Raw genomic sequence first — 19641 nt, forward strand, 5'->3', positions numbered from 1 at the left:
GGCAATCATTCTTTATCGCAAGTTCACATTTTTTCTGTTATCGTTAAATTTTTATGGGGAAGTTATGTTACCATATTACAGGTGTAACCTTCTTTTTACATTTTCCGTCATTAGAAGGTACAAGATTCGATATTAGGATAGGGGTTAGATATGGGGGCAACATCAAATTCTGTTAAAGTTGACGTCAAAACAACGCCACGCGTTCGACAAAATATGGTCTACCTATTAGTGAAGCAGCTTCGTCCACATCAATGGACGAAAAACCTTCTTGTCTTTGCTGCCTTGCTATTTTCCTTGCACAAAGTAAGTCCGGATGTCATTGGGAAATCAGTGCTGGCCTTCCTGCTGTTTTGTTTTGTATCCGGCTGTGTCTACATCCTCAATGATTTTGTCGATATCAAAAATGACCGAAATCACCCGGAGAAACAGTTCCGGCCCATGGCTTCTGGTGCATTGCCGCCAGCGCTCGCATTAGCATTCGGTGCGTTTTTGCTCCTGGGTTCCCTTTTTAGTGCTTATTACTTTGACCGATTATTCGCGCTCGTACTGCTCGTTTACTTTGTGCTCAACGTCGCTTACTCGTTGAGGCTGAAGCATGTGGTCATTCTAGACGTCATGATTATTTCAGCCGGTTTTGTTTTGCGTGCCATCGGTGGAAGTCTGATGATCCAAACACCGTTCACCCCGTGGTTTTTGCTCTGTACGATGCTGCTCGCGCTGTTTTTGGCCATCAGCAAACGTCGCCACGAATTGATTTTGTTACAACAGGATAAGGGAACACATCGCAAAGTGCTCGACAGTTATTCCTCCGAATTGTTGAATCAGTTGAATACGATTGTTACGACCATGACGATCATCAGCTATTCCTTGTTCACTTTTACATCAGGACGCACGATTCACTTGATGTGGACCATTCCACTCGTGATCTTTGGTATTTTCCGTTACCTGTATTTGATCACCGTCGCAGGCCAGGGCGGCAGTCCGGAAAAAGTTTTGTTGCAGGACAAGCCGATTCTCATTACGGTGTTCCTGTATGTCGTCATGGTGGCCGGGATTATTTACGTATTTGAATTTAAATAAGGAAGTTCAAAAGGTCGGCTTTTGAACTTGAATTTCCTTGCACAGATAGGTTGTGGATCAGGCTATGCCATCAATTGTTCTAATCATCATTTCCGTGGTCCTCAGTGCGTGTGGACAAGTCGCGATGAAGATGGGCGCATCCTCGCTCTCCAGCAACAGTGACATGCTGCTACTGAAGTTCCTGCACTATTTCACGAACCTGCCGATTATGGTGGGACTTGCGCTTTACGGACTTTCGGCGTTTATCTGGATTGCTGCGCTGGAAAAGGTGCAGCTCTCCTATGCTTATCCCATGGCAGCACTCGGATACGTGTTGGTAGCTGTGCTGTCCTTCTTGATCTTCAACGAACCGTTGTCCCTTACACGTATTGCCGGTCTAGCGATTATCGTCGTGGGCGTCGTCGTCATTTCTCAATCGTAATCATCACGTAGAGGAGTTTTCTCATGTTATATGCGCTAGCGCCGTTTATCGGCTGGCTCGTGTCCGGAATAACCAAATTTTTGATTAATTACCTCCGTTTTGGGTCCCGGGCCAAAGAAATGGTCGGGAACGGCGGATTTCCCAGCACGCACACAACTGTCATGGTCACGATTGTGTTTTTGATTGGTTTGCAGGAGGGCTTTACTCATCCTGCATTCGGGCTGGGTGTGGCTGTGACGTTTATTGTGATCATCGATGCGACTGGATTGCGTAGAGCGGTAGGAAAACATGCAGAGGCACTCAACAAGCTCGCAAAGGAACATCCGGACGTGTTTCCCGCCAAGCCTTTGCGCGAAAGCATGGGACATACCAGATGGGAAATTGCCGGGGGTCTGGTGCTCGGGGTACTGCTTGCGACCGTATTGCATCTGCTGGCAGCGAACCTCCCTAACCTCATTGGCTAGTAGATTCGTAGACAGGAGATTATATTCATGAATAACCGTACAGCTACGTACTCGTTCCTGCTTGGGACGGCTTTGCTATTCTTTATGGCTACGATTGTGCTTAGCACATCGGTTTTATTTTTGTTCGGTGTATCCGTGACGGCCGTCAGCTTTTGGATTGGCCTCGTTGCGGCTTTGGCTGCGATGGGCGGGATGGTGTCAGTCTTCGTAAGTTCACGTCGTCTGGCCTGGTTTTTCTCCCTGTTGGCTGGACTGGTGATTGTTTCAGGCATCAGCTACTCCATCAGTGCCAATACGTATGATCTCTCTTTTGACGGACAAACGTATCATCAAGAAGCAATCGTGAAGATAACCAACGGCTGGAATCCGGTTCGTGACCAGCCCATCCTCAAGCCTTCTGGTTCAAAAGAAGTGGAGGAGATGGATAATAAAGAGGTTCTCTCAGCCTTTCACCTTTGGATCAATCATTACGCCAAAGGTCCTTGGATGCTCGATGCAGTCATGTATAAACTGACTGGTCAGATCGAGGTTAGCAAAATATTTAACCTGTTGTTGATTGCATCGTCCTTTTTCCTGACGCTCGCTGCCATCCGGACCGCTTTCCCAGAGAAAAAAGGGGCGGCGATTGCCTTCGCGCTACTCGCAGCGTTCAATCCCGCGGTGATCACGCAATCGACCTCCTTCTATATTGACGGACAGCTCGGCTCACTCGTGCTCATCATCTGCGCTCTCGGCTATCTGCTGTATAAGCGCTACCATGTGTGGACGCTACTAGCGCTATGCGCAACGCTCATGCTGCTGGCGCAGATCAAATTCACAGCATTGGGGTATGCTGGATTGCTCGGCTTGGCTATTCTCGTGCTCTTCTTTTTCTACGATCGCCGTCAGCACATCAAGAGCATGCTCGTGTGGCTTTCAATTAGTCTGGTTATCACGGTAGGGGTTGTTGGGTACAATCCGTATGTGGCCAACGCGCTAACGAAGGGACATCCGTTTTATCCGTTGGCAGGCAAAGGTGCTGTTGATATCATGACCTCGAACAGCCCGCATGGCTTCAAAGACAATACGAGCATAGAAAATCTGGCTTTCTCCTTATTTTCTAAATCGGAGAACATCGCAACACCCCATAGCCCTACATGGAAGGTGCCATTTACGGTCACCTTGAAAGAGCTCGCAGTGTTCTACTCTCCTGACGTGCGTGTAGCCGGATTCGGGCCGCTTTTCGGAGGAGCTGTGATTGTCACATGCCTGATTCTCGTTGCCTTGCTTTTGGGGACTCATCGAAAAAAAGCGGCACCTTTCTTGTGGATCAGCCTGGCGCTCTTCGTGACCGTACTCATTAATCCGGAAAGCTGGTGGGCGCGCTATGTTCCGCAGCTCTGGTTGATTCCACTCTTGATTGCGCTGGCAGTCTGGGATATCCAGAAGGGATTTTTCCGCCATGCGGGCAAGGTTCTGGTCGTCATTTTACTCGCCAATATGGTGATGGTAAATGCTTCTCATATCATTGGACAGTCTGGCGCCAATGCATTAGTTAAAAGGCAGCTTGAAGAGATTAAGGCGAGCAACAAAACGCTGGTCGTAGACTTCCACCATTTCAACGCAGTAAAAGTACGTCTGCAAGAAGCTGGCATTCCTTATGTCGAGCAAAAGCTGGATAAAGGCGAAGATGTCAAAGGATTTATGACTACGCGTGCCGTTTACCTGTTGAAATAAAACATAGAAGGGGCGTCTCTAAGTCGGGAAATTGACTTTTGAGACAGCCCCTTTTTATTTCTAGGTGTGTGTAATGGACGAGACATCAGCTTGTGCGATTGTAAAAATTTTCATAATGGCGATTGGTAAACTATGGTAGAGTTTACTTGTATTAATTATTCAGAAGGGAGTGTGCATCATGCCTGTTGAAACATTCAAAGCAACTGCACATCTACAGAAGGGAATGGTTGTGAAGGCCAGTTCCAGAAATTTCGAGATAACCATCGATGAACCGAAAAGCTTGGGAGGAACGGATACTGGGATGAACCCCGTTGAACTGGTACTCTCCGCATTAGGCGCATGCCAATCTATCGTTGCCAGAGTATATGCCAGAAAGTTTAACGTTCAACTCGACGATTTTTGGGTGGAAGTCGAAGGCGATCTCGATACAGATGGCTTCATGAACAAATCTGATGTTCGACGCGGGTATTCTGAAATCCGATACACCTTTCATATCAAAACCGATGCTCCAAGAGAGCAAGTAGAGTCTTTTGTGGAATTTTTGGAACAGACATGCCCCGTTGGAGATACGATTGCGAATCCTGTCACTCTTAAATTAAACGGAATTGTTATTGAAAAACCGAGCGAGATAAAGGCGACTGATTAAAATAAGGCTCCCAATTGGGAGCCTTTGTCGTATTTTAGATTTTTACATAAACACAAAGTAAATAACTGCTGCCAGCACCAAGCGATAAATCGCAAAAGGTGTCAGCTTAATGCGGTTAATCAGCTTCAAGAAGAAACGGATCGACAGAAGCGCGAACACAAACGCGCTAATAAAACCGACGACGAAAAACGGAATGCTGTCCATCGTAATCGCATCCCAACGCTTCAACAGCGACAAAAAGCTCGCGCCCGCCATGATCGGCACCGCCATAATAAACGTGAAGTCTGCCGCCGCCCGATGGCTCATACCCAACAGTACGCCCCCCGAGATCGTGGAACCCGAACGGGAAAAGCCAGGCCACAGGGAGAAGCATTGAATAAGTCCGACCAGAAACGCTTGCTTGTACGTAATTTGGTCAACCGACTCGATCTTGGCACGTCTTGGTCGGAACCAATCCGCAGCCAACATGAGCAGAGCGCCAAGCACCAGACCGATTACCACGGTCTTCGTAGAGAACAAATACTCATCGATGTAGTCGTCAAACAGAACACCCAGAATCCCCGCAGGAATCAAACCGACAATGACCGTAGCCAAATTCAGTCGAGGTCCTGCCTGAACCTCGCGCTTACCCGCTAGTCTGTTAAGGCCAAGCAAGCTCATGAACCGATCCCACATCAAAACCACAACAGCCAAAATCGAGCCGAGCTGAATGACAATCTTGAAGGTGTTCGCCACTTCTGGTGAAAACATCTCCTTCGTTTGGAACAAAAAGTCATCCACGATGATCATGTGACCCGTAGAGGAAACAGGGGCAAATTCAGTCAAACCTTCTACTAGCCCCAACACAATCGCGACAAAAGCTTCCCAGAGACCCAAAAATTCCACGCTCCTATGAATGAAGTCCAAAATCATATGTAGCAGCCGCCCTGTAAAAGAGCAGACTACCGCTTCTAGCATTATAACGTTCATCTCCGGTACAAAGTTACATCATGATAGAAAAACATTCTAGCAAATTCCGGATGGGTTGTCCCCACAGTGATAGCCATCTTGCTTTTTCTGAATTTATTTTAACTCTGCAAGATGTGAATCGAAAAGCCGCGCAGGAAGAAGCGAATTTGCGGGGCGTAGGCCGAAGCGTAGACTGGAAATTCGCTTCTTCCTTCCACTACACCCCCTACCGATTCACATATCGCAATGTCCCTTCCCCCATATCACCTAGTCGCCAAAGTGCAATTTTTTCAATACCTGCTTTCTTGGCGACCGCAACCCATTGAGACAGCGTTTCTTCATCCGCATACCAAACCGTGTGCTTTTGTCCGTCTTCACCCATATAGTCGAAGTACAAACTGCCACTCGCTTTATCCCGCTTTGGCGGCTCGACACTGGACACAGCAAGGTCTGCTGCCTGTTTTTCCGTCACAGCCGTCACTTTTCCATCACTAGCCCAATCAAATCCGCCTACAGAGAGGGCCATGACTTTGTCACCCGGCACCTTTTTCATTCGATTGGCGAGCTGCTCAATAAATGCATGATCGGCTTTGGGACCTGGCTCTGTATTCGTACCGTACAAATTATAGGCCATCATGACGTAAGTAGGGCCCTTTGGCAATGCCAAGTCTTCAATCGGGGCGCGCGGCTCCAATACGATGCGAAGCGACTTTCCCTCCTGCTCCATATGCTGATACAAGGTATGGATAAAAGTAAGGAAGTTGTCCCAGTCTTTCTCGTCAATTCTCTCATAATCGATTTCTAAACCATGAAAGCCATTCTGGATCACGGCATTCTTGATCTCCATAATGTGCTTGGTACGGCTTGCATCTGTCGCCATGAGCCGGCTTACAATCGACGGGTCCTTTTGAACTTGGGTACCATCACTGTTAAGACGATCATTCACAATGGTCAAATCGAGATCGACATAGCTGCCCTGCTTCGATGCTTCCTTGATCGCAGGCATCGCCTTGGTCATACGGTCAGTAAAATGCAGCTTGTCATTTTCATCAAAATACGCCGCGAAGACTTGCATACTGGACAAGCCATCCGTCATCCTGCGGAAATCCTCCAATCCGGATTCCCACTGCCAATCTACCACCCAGGCAGTCAATTCCGTCGTGTTGTTGGCTGCATCTACAATCTCCAAGCTTTCGGTCTCATTCCATTTCATCATGTACCACACGAGGGTGATACACACTATTATCAGAAGAACAGTCAAAATGATCGATCGTTTCTTGATGTTTGACACCTTACACTGATCCCCCTTGTTTCGGATTTAAAAGGTGTCGATGACCCAGTCCATTGTGGAAGAAAAAGCTTTCTTGATCGAACTGACGACTCCTGCAAGCCCTGTCTGCACATTACTGAACAGCGTCTGCTGCTCACCATTCGGTTGCGCCAAGGACTCTATTTTTACGTCCGCAAACACCCCGTCATAAATGTCGTCCTTTTTGTTCCCTTCACTATAGGCCGCTTCCAATGCGACACCACCACTACTAATGCTTGTGTCGATCTGTTGCTTATCCAAAAGCGGGATCTTGTCCACGGAAACACTGAGACGGTCGCCTTGAACAGTCATTTCGAATGGCCGCGTATTTTTAATGTTGATCGGGTATTTTTCCAGCTCGGGAGCACCAGACTCCCCTTGCTCTCTCGTATAAACTGAGGCACGGTCGAAGGTCAAATCTTCAGGATTCCAAATCACTTGACCCAATTCCGTCTTGAAAAGCTCCTGAACTTCTCCTTTTTCCTTCTTCTGCTCGACGCGCAGCTCATTATCATGCAGAACGACCCGTACAAAGCTGCCTTTTTCCCGATCATAGCGCAAATAAATCGACTGCTTGCCGATTACATTCCCTTCCAGCTTGGCAGAAAGCTTGATATCCTTCTGGCTGTCACTGTTTTTTAAATATAACATGCCAGAGCCAGCAGCTGGAGAGGTCAGGACGATCTGATCCTCCATAAATTGCGCGGCGCCACCGAGACGATCCCACTCTTTGGCCTGCTCTTCATCGCCGCGAACGAAGCGAATCTTTTCGTCAGTGTCTTTTTGGATGCGCATCAACAAATGGTTCGTGTACCAGTAAGGCTCTGGCTGCACGCGGGTCAGGTCGTACAGATCACCCTCGCTGTCGTTGTAGGCGATTCCTTCCCGGTTAAAGTGCATCGTAAAATACTTTTTGATATTCGCGTCGTTCGCATCCGCTACCAGGCGATTCATGCCGCCATACAGGGTGTTCGCATGCATGATCATATAGGCACCTGGGACAAAGCCCAATTGATCCATATATGTATCATTCATCAGCTTGTAGTCTTTGTTCATTCTCGCTTCCATCTTGCTTCTGTCTTCAATCGGGATCATATTGCTGTCACGGATAAAGTCCATCAAGTAGTGGTTATAGTAGCCCACCTTTGTTTTATTCGTTAATTCACTCTCATCCTTTACCCCGATGAAATTGCCCTGATTATCAAACACATTGATATACGTCAACCGATAGCCGTTGGAACCGAGCTCCCAGAAGCCATTTTCCATCATTTTTTTCAAGTCTTCCGGCTGGAGGAATTTGTTCTCGCTGTTTCCCATCTTGTTGCCGTAAGACAATGCCGTTGCTTTGAAGTTGTACTTCTCCAAAAACGGCTGGGCAAACAAGCTCGAATCGTTGCGGCCATCTTCAAAAGCCAAAAACAGTGCCTTGTCAGGAAGTGGCTTCTTTTTCTTGTAAAAGTCCAAGATATCTTGTTGCGAGATCGTTTGATAGCCCTGGTCATACAACGCTTGCAGCTGCTCGTCCAATTGCTTCTTGGCTACCAATTTCGGTGTACCCGAACGACCTACGCCAAAATAGGAGATGGCGATAAAGCCTTTGTCATTCGTCCAGCTCGCTTTATTCGGCTCCTCGTACTTCTCCCAATCAAATACGGCATTATATAACATGACACCCAGGACGACTAAGATAGCGACCTGGATCAGCGTCTTGATGAATTTATTGCGATCTTTTTTCCGATAGTCCAAGACATCGCTCGTCGTTTTCCCCATAACTCCTGACACCCTCACTCCCTTTGTCTTTCCCTCTTAAAATGGCAGCCCAAAGCCTTTTTTGTTCTTCTTTCGGGCTTCTTTTTTCAATCTCGCTTCGACGTCCTGCGGTGTTTCTCTCGTACCCCAAGTAGATTTCCAGAATGTCACCCAAGCCACAGGCATCTGCCACAACAACACCAGCTCATAAAACACACAAAAGACAATCCCGAAAACCCATAGCTTGCTTCTGCGGAAAAACAAATGAGCCAAGCTCATTAAGAGCGCCATCAACAGCAAGCCCATTAAAAACGTACCCGGAAAAATATGATGAACGAGCGGGACGTATCCGAGGTTGTACAGTACGATGACAGGAGCAGCGATAGGAACAATCAGACCAATGTAAAAGAAGATCGCCATAAAAGGCTCCTTGCGCCAAATAAAGCCGCTGGCACGCAAAGATTCCCTTAACCACGAACGCTTCCAGCGCATCTGCTGCTTCAAAAATACGCTCATGTCTGACGGCACAATCGTCGAGCAAATTGCAGAATCCTGATAGCCTGTCCGATGGGTTCGCAAAATAAAGTTGGTCATGCTTCGGTCATCGCCAAAAGTGGCGGGCTGCCCGAGAAACTTCTGATTCAGCCATGCTTCAGAATGCTGCAAAATCAATTCCTTGCGATAGCAAGACAACGGCCCAGACAAGCAAGTGACACTGTCAAACCACGACTCAGCCGCCTTCATGATGCGAAAAGCAATGTAGTAACGAACCGTTTGGAGCTTGGTGATCGCGTTGGTGAACTTGTTTTCCACATCCGTACGCCCTGCGACACCACCCATTTTCGGGTCTTGGAAAGGCTGTACGAGGTTGCGAATCGCAGTCGGTTCCAAAAAACTATCCGAATCAACGAAGACAACCAAATCGTGCTTGGCCATTTCCACACCTTTTACCAAAGCGACCCGTTTCCCGCCGTTTTCAGAAAGAATGTGCATCTTCACGCGTTCACGGGTCATATAGCGTTCGGCCTCGTTATGAATCATATCGATGACCTTTTGAATCTCTTCTGCTGATCGGTCCGTCGAGCGGTCATCTACCACGATGACCTCCAGCTTATCAATCGGGTAGTTCTGATTCACACAACTCAAAATCGTCCGGTGAATCCACTGCTCTTCGTTGAAACACGGGATAATGATGCTCACGCCTAGTGTATAGTCCGGATTGACGGGAACCTCCCGATAAAGAGCACCGAATAAATACCGTGTCAGCAAAAAGGCAGCGGCAATCAAGCTGTACAAATACAAGTACATGTTGTATTTGAAATAAATCACGCTCTCCGCACGCATGAGTACGATAAACGCCGCAGCGAAAAACAGGGAAGCACTTGCGATATAAATCGCGTATCCCCAGCGTTTTTTGCGAAAATACTCGGTCAGCGGTTTGGAAAACTCGAAGGCGAGCATGAACTTCTGACGCCCGTCCTCTTCCTGCGTAAACCAGCGAACGACAGTTGCATCCAGCTTCACCGTTGACTCATAGCCTTCTGGCATTGTACCTGGCGGAATTGTGCAATGAATCATAAACACTTGTCCCACCTGGATGTCTTCCATCTCTGAATCTAGTTCAACTAATAGGCCCGTCGAAGAAATGTCGACGGCTCTGGCCTTGACTCCATCCTTGGCCCGCTGTTTCTTGGTCAATAGCGTCACCGAGAAATCCGCCATATAGCGCAGACTCAGCATCCGAATGCGATTCAAATATTCCGGGTCCTCCAGCTGTCCTTGCTCATTCGTATCTTTAGCACCACGTCGGTCCACTTGGACACGAATTTTCTCCGGGTCTGGCACATTGGATAGCACACGCCTCTCCGTTTTGGAAACCGTCAGTACTTCTTCGATTTTTTCTTTCTTTTTAGGCTTTATTTTCTCTATCAACTGTTTCATCACTGTCGCTCTCTCCCCTCCACTGCCTACAAGCTCCAGTAATGAAATCCACTGTTTTCAAAGTCAGCTTTGGAATAAGTCTCTTTTATATCAATCATGATTTTTGCTTCATTCTTGCCGTACATCGCGGCAAAATCAGCGACTTCCATCTGGGCAAAGGGAGCATGCGGTACCGCTACAACCACAATGTCCAAGTCGTGGAGAGCCTTCATCTCTGACAGCTCGATGCCGTATTCCTCATATGCCTCCTGAGGATTTACCATCGGGTCTACGACCAGTGGGTTGATCCCGTACTCCCTCAGTTCCTCAATGATATCCGTCACCTTGGTATTTCTGATATCCGCGCAATTCTCTTTGTAGGACAGTCCGAGTATGCCAATCCGTACATCCTTGAGGTCGAGCTTCGAACGAACAGCCTTTTTGATAATTTGTTGAGCGACATATTTCCCCATGCCATCGTTAATGTGTCTAGCCGCCAAAATGATGCGGGAGCGATAGCCACTGTCTTCTGCTTTGTACGTTAAATAGTAAGGGTCGATACCGATGCAATGCCCGCCGACCAAGCCCGGTGAAAAAGGGAGGAAGTTCCACTTGGTTTCTGCCGCTTGCAATACTGCTTTCGTCGGAATATCCATCTGGTTGAACAGCATGGCCAGCTCATTCATAAACGCAATATTGACATCCCGCTGAGCATTTTCAATGACTTTCGCCGCTTCTGCTACCTTGATGCTTTCCGCTCGATAAACGCCTGCCTTGATCACGAGCTCGTAGACGCTTGCTACGATTCCCAATGTTTCTTCATCCATCCCCGATACGATCTTGACGATGTTTTCCAGACGATTTACCTTGTCTCCCGGGTTGATGCGTTCAGGTGAATAGCCGATCTTGAAGTCTACCCCACAACGCAAGCCTGATTCCGCCTCCAGGATCGGCAAGCAGACGTCTTCGGTTGCCCCAGGATAAACAGTTGATTCAAAGACAACGATTGACCCTTTTCTCAACTGTCTGCCCACCATGCGGGATGCACTTTCTACATATTTCAAGTCGGGGACATTGCCGCTTTTGACCGGAGTAGGCACTGCCACGATAAAAAATCGCGCTTCCTGCAATCTATTTTCATCTGATGTGAATTCAATAGCGGTGTCACTCGTCAGCTCCTGATCCACATCATTATCATGAAAGTGTCCCTTTTGATAGGCTGCTACTTTCTCCTTGTTTACATCGAATCCAATCACAGAAGCACGTTTGGACAGTGCCATCGCAATCGGCAAGCCTACGTACCCCAGACCGACGACAGCCATTTTTTCTTTCCTCTCCACAATCCCTTCGTACAAATTCATAAGCTGGCTCCCTCTCCCTGTTCTATTTTGGCTTTATTGGCCAAACATCTCTGTCATGGGTACAAGCGTGTATCCTTTGCTTCTAAGCTGATCAATTACGATTGGTAACGCCTCTATTGTGTGAATGTCATCGAGCATGTGCAGCAGAATCACGCTTCCGCTCCGCGTCTGCTCCATAATGGTTTTGACGATATCGTCCGCACTCCGTTTCTTGTCGTAATCGGACGGTGTCACATCATAAATCGTAATATCCTCGTAGCCCGTCGCTGCAATCGCCTTGAGTGTCTGTTCGTCAAACGCCCCAGTTGGTGGTCTGAAATACATCGTCGGCTTCTGCTGAATCGCTTCGGTAATGATCTGATGGGCTCTGACAATCTCTTTTTGCAATTCTTCCGGCGCAATTTTGGTATTCACCGGATGAGAATAGGTGTGATTAGCTACATCATGTCCCGCTTCCGCAATCGCTCTCGCCAAGTTTGGATTTCGCTCTACACCATCTGCGCGAAGGAAAAACGAAGCCTTTACTCCTTTTTTGTCCAGGATACCGAGAATCTTCGTAACCGTTTGATCCGTACCCCAATCATCGAAGGACAAGGCGACCATCTTCTTGTCCGTTTCTTTTCGATAGATGAGATTTGGTTTGGACTCGTAATACGCCGCATTCATTTTTGCTGCATCAAAACCCGGAATTTCTTGCAACGGCTTTCGCTCCCCGCCTTGTGCAATCAACTCGTGCAATGGGACGAATCTGTAACCGACATCAGTAGCTGCCTCCGCGAGAAGACGGATGTTTTCTACGACAGACTTGTTCTCCTCTGTATCCATCGCGATGATGCCGCCGCGATTCATATATTTTCTTAAGTAATGAATTTTTTGCTCCTCCGTCTCTTTTTGCCAATTGTGCAGAAGCAGACTGGCGGACACGACCGCTTCTTGTCCATTATGCGCAGCTACCAATCGAAGATCGTCGGAGTAATCGCCCGACTTCGTTCTGATATACCGCGGTGTTTTGTCGGTCTCTCTTTTGATGACCTCATTAGCCAATTTGATATCTTCGTACATTTTCTCGTAAGATTGACCCTGCAAATCTGACTGTTTTAACGTGTTGTTTTCAATTTCGTGACCTCTGGCGACAATTTCTCGCGCAATGTCAGGCTCTTCCGCTACTCTCATTCCTGGCATGAAAAAAGCTGCCTTGATGTGGTACTTGTCCAACTCCTCGAGCAGTCTTTTCATCGTGTCCTTATCTGCCATCCCATTAAAAGTAAGAGCAAGCTGTCTTTGCGTCGTGTAGACCATAGACACTGCCTTGCTCTTTTCCCCTTGGTAACGCTCGATTTTTTCAGGTTTAACTGGCGCTTGGCCGTTATCTGCACCGTTTTCTTTCCCTTGAAACGGTGAACAGCCTGCCAACAATGCCACGATCGCTACCAGGGAGATCCAGTGAAATAATCGGAACGCACTGGCCCCTTTCTTATGACTAATCATGATTGTCCCCTTTTCATGTAGAAATGCCCTTTACGCATAAAAAAACGACTATTTCATCTGCGCAACAAGTAAAGTGTAATCAAACACTCTTCCGCAAAAATGAACATAGTCTGCCACTACACGCTAGACTAACATAACCCACCTATACCAAACAACTTTATGAAGCGGTTTCATTTATGATAATTTATGGAAATGGCAAAAATCGCCTTCAATACGCTATTTTCAAAAAAAAAGACGAGCCTCATCGGGCCCGTCATTCGCTGTTACAGTTTGATCGCGATTAATTTTAGTTCCGTTAATTCCTCGACCGCATACTTAATCCCTTCGCGGCCAAAGCCACTGTCTTTTACTCCGCCATACGGCATGTTGTCTACGCGGAACGTTGGAATGTCGTTGATCATCACGCCTCCGACCTCCAACTCTTCCGCTGCACGCATAGCCGCGTGAATGTCACTCGTATAGATGCCTGCCTGCAAGCCGAATCGCGAGTCATTTACCGCCTCAATCGCTTCGTCTATCGTCTCAAACGGTGTAACGACTACGATTGGACCGAATACCTCTTGGCAGGAGACGGCAACATGTGCGCCCACATTCGTCAGAATCGTAGGAGCAAAGAGGTTGTCACTGACAGCCTTCCCGCCAGTAACTACATGTGCGCCTGCTTCTACTGCTTCCTGTACCCATGCTCCCATGCGTTCATGATCCTTGGCGGAGATCACGGAGGACATGTCTGTCTCTTCGTTCAGCGGATCACCCAGCACGAGCTTTTCGGTGCCAGCCTTAAACTTCTCCAGGAACTCTTCGTACTTGCTCTGGTGAATATAAACACGTTGCAGCGAGATGCACACTTGACCGCTAAAAGAGAAGGCACCCGTCACGCAACGATCAATCAACGCTTGCGTGATTTCCACGTTGTGGTCGATGATTACTGCGGAGTTGGAGCCAAGCTCCAAGGTCACGCGCTTGAGTCCCGCTTTGTTTTTCATCGCGATGCCAACCGCAGGGCTTCCCGTAAACGTAATCGCGGCAATTCGGCTGTCACTGACCAGCTTTTCGCCTACGACTGCGCCTTTTCCAGGTAAAATATTGAGCGCTCCTGCTGGCAATCCTGCCTCTGCGAAAATATCGGCCAGGATCAGCGAGCTAAGCGGCGTCTGACTCGCTGGCTTCAGTACGACGGTATTTCCTGCGGCAATGGCAGGCCCGACCTTGTGTGCTACGAGATTAAAGGGAAAGTTAAAAGGCGTGATCGCGCCGACTACGCCGATTGGCTTGCGTACCGTGAAAGCAAGACGTCCTTCACCACCCGGTGCTGCATCAAGCGGCACCGTCTCTCCGTGAATACGCTTCGCCTCTTCTGCTGCGAACTTGTAGGTCTGGATTGTCCGTGCAATTTCTACACGCCCCGTGCGAAGTGGCTTGGCAGCTTCCTGTGCGAGGATGACCGCCAGTTCCTCCTTGCGTGCTTCCATAATCGCAACGGCACCCTCCAGTATCAAGGCGCGCTGACTGGCTGGCATTTTCGCCATGACTTTGGCTGTTGCTTTGGCCGCCTTGATTGCCTCGTCGACGTCATGATCGTTTGCCTGAGCGATTTCAGCCAGCAGCTCCCCAGAATACGGGGAGTAGAGCGGTGCGTATTCTTTTGCTTCTTTCCATTGTCCGTTGATGTAGAGATGCTTTTTCATGAGTATGGAGAACCCCCTCGGGCTTTTTAGTTCGTCACGTATTGGCTTTTCAGAACATCCGTCATAATGTCCAGCGCCTCTTCCAGTTGCTCGTCTGTAATAACTAGTGGAGACAGGAAGCGCAGCACGTTGCTGTGGACGCCAGCAGAAAGGACGATGACGCCAGACTCGTAGCAGCCTTTGGTCAAGCCAGCAACGAGCTCTTTCGCTGGTTGTTTGGTTGTTGGGTCGATAAATTCTACGGCGCACATCGCCCCCAGTCCGCGCACCTCTGCGATCACAGGGAACTCTGTTTGCAACGCGTGGAAATGCGCCTTGATCTTGTCCCCGATCACCTGCGCACGACCAGACAGGTCTTCGCGCTCCATTTTTTCAATGACTGCCAATGCCGCTACGCAGCCAAGCGGGCTTCCTCCATAGGTACCGCCGATCTCACCTGGATTTGGCGCGTCCATGATTTCTGCGCGTCCCGTAACCGCAGAGATGGGCAAGCCTGCCGCAATTGATTTGGACATGGTGATGATATCTGGCTCGATACCGAAATGGGTAGAAGCAAACATGGCGCCAGTACGACCGAAGCCTGTTTGAATCTCATCCGAAATGAAGAGGATTTGATGCTTTTTACAAATGTTATAGACACCTTGAACGAAGGACACAGGCGGAACGATAAAGCCGCCTTCTCCCTGAATCGGCTCCATAATCACAGCAGCCACTTCTTCCGGTGCAACCTCAGTCAAGAGGAAGTCCTCGAACTGACGCACGCAGAATTGCGCGTACTCATCATCTGTCATGGATTCCGGCTTATTTAATGGATACGGGAACTGAGCTTTATACGTAGCTGGAGCGAATGGCCCCATCTGAAATTTGTACGGCTTCACCTTGGAAGTCAGTGACATGCCGAGAAGTGTACGACCGTGGAAGCCGCGGCTAAAGGAAATGATGCCTGGGCGTCCGGTGTATTTGCGGGCGATTTTTACCGCGTTCTCTACTGCTTCTGCCCCGCTGTTTGCGAGCATGGTCTTCTTTTCAAAGCTGCCTGGCGTGATTTGCGTCAGCTTCTCAGCCAAGGCCACATATGGCTCATACATCCCTACATGGAAGCAAGGATGAATGTATTTGTCCAGCTGCGCTTTTAATGCCTCAACTACCTCTGGTGGGCAGTGTCCGGCATTCAATGTACCGATTGCTCCAGCAAAATCGATGTACGTATTTCCATCTACATCCGTAACCAAGGCACCTGAAGCTGACTCTACAAAAACAGGGGTATTGTTGCCGACACCTTTTGGAACGAACTGCTTTCTTTTTTCAATCAGCGCCGCTCCCTTTGGACCAGGCACACCAGCAGCTACGTTTACAAATTGACGTTGTTTGGACATATCGTTTCCTCTCCTCGTTCGAGATGGTATTAGTTGTATGGCTTGCTTGTAAACTCAACCACGATATGTAGCAATACCTATGCCAAACGCTAGAGCTTGATGAAATCGCGTTTCCGGCACTACGATCACATCAAATTATTCAAAAATGAATCAAAACACCCGAATGCTCGATTCATTTTTGAATAAACGATTCATTTTTGAATTACCTGGAACGAATCCGATATTTTTGTAGCTTCCGCACGACAGATGGCTGGCTAATGCCGAGAAACTCCGCGATTTCTCCCGTGGTCCGGCAGTGCTCCGATGCATAGCGCAGCCATTTTTCCTCTACCTGCTCCAATGCTTCGCGAAGCGACATCTTGGAAGTAGCCAGACTCGGCTCCATAGCCGCCTGCTCCTCCCCTGCCAGCCTGATTTCTGCGGGCAAATGTTGAGAAGCGATCACCTCTTCGTCCGCTGTGACCACCATTCTCTCCAAGACGTTCTCCAGCTCGCGCACATTGCCGGGCCACTCGTACTGCATCAAGGCATATGTTACAGCAGGGTCCAAACGCTTGGCCATTCCGTATCGTTCATTGAGCGAGCGCAGGACGCGCTTCAGGAGAGCCGCGATATCCTCTGACCGATTTCGTAACGGCGGGACGTGGATCGGGACAACATTCAGGCGAAAATACAGGTCCTGCCGGAACTTCCCTTCCTTCACCATCTTCTCTAAATCGCGATTGGTGGCGGCAATTAAACGAAAATCCACGTCGCGGTACTGTGTGCTCCCAACGCGTTGCAACCGTTTTTCTTGAATCACCTTCAACAGCTTCGCCTGCAAGGTCAGCGGCAGTTCCCCCAGTTCGTCCAAGAGGAGAGTGCCTTGGTTCGCCATCTCGATAATCCCTTGCTTACCCTGCTTGGCGGCTCCTGTAAACGAACCAGCCTCATAGCCAAACAGCTCGGATTCCAGCAAGCCCTCCGGGATCGAGCCACAGTTGATCTCCACGAATTGCCCACCCACACGACGGCTATTGCGATGAATTTCTTTCGCGATCACGTTTTTCCCGACACCCGATTCCCCGAGGATCAGGACAGTCGAATCGACAGCTGCAACTTTTTTGACGAGACGCTCAATCGCTTGCATCGGCTGGCTCACGGCCACGAAGCCCTCCTGGTGCTTTTCGCGCAGCTCCTCAATCTCGGTTTCAAACTGCTTGAGCTGCTCTGTCAGACCTTCGTAACGCCGTTTCAATTCCATAATTTCAGTCAGGTCATGGGAATAGCTGATGATCGAGTGCATGCTGCCATCCTCATTCCAGACGGGAAACGCCGTCACCATCAGCTTTCGGCCGCCGGGTATTTCCTGCATGATCGTCTGCGGCATCTTGGCATCCATGACTTTTCGCGTGACAGATGGAGAAAAGACCTTTCTTTTTTCCAGCTCGATGACGTTTTTGCCCAAGAGCTCTTGCTTTCCAATGCCGTATATTTCATAGGACGAATCGCCAACCAGCCGGATGTAGCCCTCAGGGTCCGTGATTAACAAATGATCGCGAGACGTTTCAACAATGGCCTCCAATACGCGGCTCATCCACTTCTCCGTGCTCTCTTCTCTCTTCATCTCTTCGCCGCCTCTCACACGCCGTTATGTCCGACCTGTGTTTATTTTTTCATTATAGAAAACAGCAAGAACAACGACAACCTATGAAAAATATGTAAAAATAACAATAATAACAAGCCTTGCGAGATGGAAAGGATGGTAGGAATGACGCCCACAATCGGAGACATCTACTGTGTTTTTGTCGAGAAGCTGCAAAAGTACACAGCCTGCCAGGTCACATCGATAAAAGAGCCTGGCCCGAGTAAATCCAACCTCATCAGTATCCTCGAGCTGGACTGGAGCAGCGATACATTGCCTGATGAATCAGAGCTGTACGAGATGAAGCCCTTATATTGCGATTACTTCTTCTGGAACAACAAGCTCGATCACATCTATGTTGATCCAGCGGTACCTAAAGGCTACATAAAAGTAGGGAATGTACCACCTCTCGTGACAGAAGAGACAAGGAGTTACGGCAGTTGGGATGTCGGAGGGAGCCTGTACCGTCAACACAAGTGGAATCAAATTCCCGAGGAACGTCGCAAGCAGTTTAAACAGGCCGCAAATGATGACAAAATCATTTCGCTGGGCGGGAAGAGCCTGCGCCGATCTAACAACGTCATTCATGCTGACATCCTGCGAAGCCTGACGGACATCTCTGAATTGGAAAAACTTCCTTGCCTGACAAGAATCTATGCAGAGGAGCCTACCGATTCCTTGCTTGCCTTTGTCAAAAGCAATCCGTTTATTCTGGAGCTTCACCTGGAAAAAGCCAATGGCTCCTCTCTTGATCTGACAGGAAGCCATCTCAGTAAATTCTCTCTCCAAAACGCGGACGGGCTGGAGTCACTGCATCTGAACGATTGTCTAAGAGAGCTCATACTGGGCAAGGACATTTCCTCAAACTTGTTCATAGATGCCGTGCAGAATGGGCATTGGCTGACCGCCTCATTCTCAGATTCGCTGCCGCTTCACCGTGGACTCGACCAGCTAGGAGGACTCAATCTGCATAATGTAGTGGAGCTGGACTTGCAGCCACTCGTCCAACGGTATCCCTCGCTCCAGGACATCCGACTGCGGGGCAAGCCTGGTACCCTTAGCAATCTGGGCAGTATCAAGCACTTGAAGAATCTACTGACGTTTACGACCTACGATCTGTTTGGCTTCTCCGGGGACGAGTTCCCTTCGCCAGATCAATGTCCCAAGCTCTCCTCGCTTTGGATGACGAGCCTCCCAGCAGAAGCGGCCAAGACCATTAAAGCCGCCTACAAAAAAGAAGTAAAAAATGGGCTAGATTTGTCCATCACCAAGCCACGCAAGCCCGAATGGCTGGCCAATAATTTGACCAATCCGTTTCGCGATTGGGATGGCAGGGAGCACATCTCAACAACCCACGCCAACAAGGCTGCCAGTCTCTATAAAAAAATGAACACCTCGATCAGTGCGCTTGAAAAACAATGTAGTGAAGACGCGACGAACGCGGAAGAAATACAAACTGCTTTGCGTGCATTGGTCAAAGAGTACACAGAGACTTTCAACAAAATGGATCGCCGGACTGGCTTTATTGAAACGGTTGAGCGTGAAGAAATTTTCGTTGTGCTCGATGAACTGCTTCAGTCGGCAAAACGGAATTTGGCTACTGCAGGTGTGGAAGTAGATGTGGACGAGCTTTTTGCTATTTTTGATCAGACGCGTGATTTTTGAATGTGAAAAAAGACGCCGCCTCTCCTACAGGAAGGCGGCTTTTGTGCTTAGGCATTCGCTTATCATAAAAAAAGCCATCCCTTAAAGGAATGGCTTCTTCATTCATTCAAAACTGGATCTGCATGATCAATTGCTAAATGTGTGGATAAGTCCTCGACCGATTAGTATTCGTCAGCTCCACGCGTT

Annotated in this window: 15 protein-coding genes; 6 read left to right on the forward strand and 9 right to left on the reverse strand. The window is 48.6% G+C overall.

Annotation, left to right across the window (positions count from 1 at the left end; all coding sequences use genetic code 11):
• The first annotated feature begins 150 nt into the window (after nt 1-150).
• The 5 genes from PMI05_RS04680 to PMI05_RS04700 all read left to right on the forward strand — a co-directional run bounded on the left by PMI05_RS04680 (nt 151) and on the right by PMI05_RS04700 (nt 4327).
• On the forward strand, nt 151-1080 hold the full coding sequence (locus PMI05_RS04680; RefSeq protein WP_007717841.1) for a decaprenyl-phosphate phosphoribosyltransferase: 930 nt from the start codon (nt 151-153) through the stop codon (nt 1078-1080).
• A gap of 64 nt (nt 1081-1144) precedes the next feature.
• Complete coding sequence (locus tag PMI05_RS04685; protein WP_007717843.1) at nt 1145-1501, forward strand: SMR family transporter; 357 nt, start codon at nt 1145-1147, stop codon at nt 1499-1501.
• Between the two features lie 23 nt (nt 1502-1524).
• On the forward strand, nt 1525-1965 hold the full coding sequence (locus PMI05_RS04690; protein WP_007717845.1) for a divergent PAP2 family protein: 441 nt from the start codon (nt 1525-1527) through the stop codon (nt 1963-1965).
• A gap of 27 nt (nt 1966-1992) precedes the next feature.
• Complete coding sequence (locus PMI05_RS04695) at nt 1993-3681, forward strand: hypothetical protein (RefSeq protein ID WP_007717847.1); 1689 nt, start codon at nt 1993-1995, stop codon at nt 3679-3681.
• A 178-nt stretch (nt 3682-3859) separates the two neighbouring features.
• Nucleotides 3860-4327, forward strand: a complete 468-nt coding sequence (locus PMI05_RS04700) for an OsmC family protein (protein ID WP_007717849.1) — start codon at nt 3860-3862, stop codon at nt 4325-4327.
• 42 nt (nt 4328-4369) lie between these two features.
• Here the strand turns inward: PMI05_RS04700 and PMI05_RS04705 are convergent, their stop codons facing one another.
• The 9 genes from PMI05_RS04705 to PMI05_RS04745 all read right to left on the reverse strand — a co-directional run bounded on the left by PMI05_RS04705 (nt 4370) and on the right by PMI05_RS04745 (nt 17772).
• Nucleotides 4370-5203, reverse strand: a complete 834-nt coding sequence (locus tag PMI05_RS04705; protein WP_039960262.1) for an undecaprenyl-diphosphate phosphatase — start codon at nt 5201-5203, stop codon at nt 4370-4372.
• 298 nt (nt 5204-5501) lie between these two features.
• Nucleotides 5502-6566, reverse strand: coding sequence for a glycosyl hydrolase family 18 protein (locus PMI05_RS04710; protein ID WP_007717854.1), 1065 nt, complete (start codon nt 6564-6566; stop codon nt 5502-5504).
• Between the two features lie 27 nt (nt 6567-6593).
• Nucleotides 6594-8354, reverse strand: a complete 1761-nt coding sequence (locus tag PMI05_RS04715; RefSeq protein WP_007717856.1) for a polysaccharide deacetylase family protein — start codon at nt 8352-8354, stop codon at nt 6594-6596.
• A 36-nt stretch (nt 8355-8390) separates the two neighbouring features.
• On the reverse strand, nt 8391-10274 hold the full coding sequence (locus PMI05_RS04720; protein WP_039960258.1) for a glycosyltransferase: 1884 nt from the start codon (nt 10272-10274) through the stop codon (nt 8391-8393).
• Between the two features lie 26 nt (nt 10275-10300).
• On the reverse strand, nt 10301-11614 hold the full coding sequence (locus tag PMI05_RS04725; RefSeq protein ID WP_007717862.1) for a nucleotide sugar dehydrogenase: 1314 nt from the start codon (nt 11612-11614) through the stop codon (nt 10301-10303).
• Nucleotides 11615-11647: 33 nt separating this feature from the next.
• Nucleotides 11648-13102, reverse strand: a complete 1455-nt coding sequence (locus PMI05_RS04730) for a polysaccharide deacetylase family protein (protein WP_007717865.1) — start codon at nt 13100-13102, stop codon at nt 11648-11650.
• 263 nt (nt 13103-13365) lie between these two features.
• Nucleotides 13366-14790, reverse strand: a complete 1425-nt coding sequence (locus tag PMI05_RS04735) for an aldehyde dehydrogenase family protein (protein WP_007717868.1) — start codon at nt 14788-14790, stop codon at nt 13366-13368.
• Between the two features lie 26 nt (nt 14791-14816).
• The gene (gene gabT / locus PMI05_RS04740; RefSeq protein ID WP_007717871.1) at nt 14817-16166 is read right to left on the reverse strand and encodes a 4-aminobutyrate--2-oxoglutarate transaminase; all 1350 of its coding nucleotides are present in this window, start codon (nt 16164-16166) and stop codon (nt 14817-14819) included.
• A 202-nt stretch (nt 16167-16368) separates the two neighbouring features.
• Nucleotides 16369-17772 carry a sigma-54-dependent Fis family transcriptional regulator gene (locus tag PMI05_RS04745; RefSeq protein ID WP_007717873.1) on the reverse strand — a complete coding sequence of 468 codons (1404 nt, stop codon included), beginning with the start codon at nt 17770-17772 and terminating at the stop codon, nt 16369-16371.
• A 144-nt stretch (nt 17773-17916) separates the two neighbouring features.
• Here PMI05_RS04745 and PMI05_RS04750 point away from each other — a divergent pair, with 144 nt between their 5' ends.
• Nucleotides 17917-19455: a hypothetical protein gene (locus tag PMI05_RS04750; protein ID WP_007717875.1), complete on the forward strand. Its 1539-nt coding sequence runs from the start codon at nt 17917-17919 to the stop codon at nt 19453-19455.
• Nucleotides 19456-19641 lie beyond the last annotated feature (186 nt).

It is taken from the genome of Brevibacillus sp. BC25 (assembly GCF_000282075.1).
Lineage (GTDB): Bacteria > Bacillota > Bacilli > Brevibacillales > Brevibacillaceae > Brevibacillus.

Bases quoted from the DNA above. Each gene is read 5' to 3' on its own strand.
- PMI05_RS04680 (WP_007717841.1), top strand. From the start codon at position 151: ATGGGGGCAACATCAAATTCTGTTAAAGTTGACGTCAAAACAACGCCA.
- PMI05_RS04685 (WP_007717843.1), top strand. From the start codon at position 1,145: ATGCCATCAATTGTTCTAATCATCATTTCCGTGGTCCTCAGTGCGTGT.
- PMI05_RS04690 (WP_007717845.1), top strand. From the start codon at position 1,525: ATGTTATATGCGCTAGCGCCGTTTATCGGCTGGCTCGTGTCCGGAATA.
- PMI05_RS04695 (WP_007717847.1), top strand. From the start codon at position 1,993: ATGAATAACCGTACAGCTACGTACTCGTTCCTGCTTGGGACGGCTTTG.
- PMI05_RS04700 (WP_007717849.1), top strand. From the start codon at position 3,860: ATGCCTGTTGAAACATTCAAAGCAACTGCACATCTACAGAAGGGAATG.
- PMI05_RS04715 (WP_007717856.1), bottom strand. From the start codon at position 8,354: ATGGGGAAAACGACGAGCGATGTCTTGGACTATCGGAAAAAAGATCGC.
- PMI05_RS04720 (WP_039960258.1), bottom strand. From the start codon at position 10,274: ATGAAACAGTTGATAGAGAAAATAAAGCCTAAAAAGAAAGAAAAAATC.
- PMI05_RS04725 (WP_007717862.1), bottom strand. From the start codon at position 11,614: ATGAATTTGTACGAAGGGATTGTGGAGAGGAAAGAAAAAATGGCTGTC.
- PMI05_RS04730 (WP_007717865.1), bottom strand. From the start codon at position 13,102: ATGATTAGTCATAAGAAAGGGGCCAGTGCGTTCCGATTATTTCACTGG.
- PMI05_RS04735 (WP_007717868.1), bottom strand. From the start codon at position 14,790: ATGAAAAAGCATCTCTACATCAACGGACAATGGAAAGAAGCAAAAGAA.
- gabT (WP_007717871.1), bottom strand. From the start codon at position 16,166: ATGTCCAAACAACGTCAATTTGTAAACGTAGCTGCTGGTGTGCCTGGT.
- PMI05_RS04745 (WP_007717873.1), bottom strand. From the start codon at position 17,772: ATGAAGAGAGAAGAGAGCACGGAGAAGTGGATGAGCCGCGTATTGGAG.
- PMI05_RS04750 (WP_007717875.1), top strand. From the start codon at position 17,917: ATGACGCCCACAATCGGAGACATCTACTGTGTTTTTGTCGAGAAGCTG.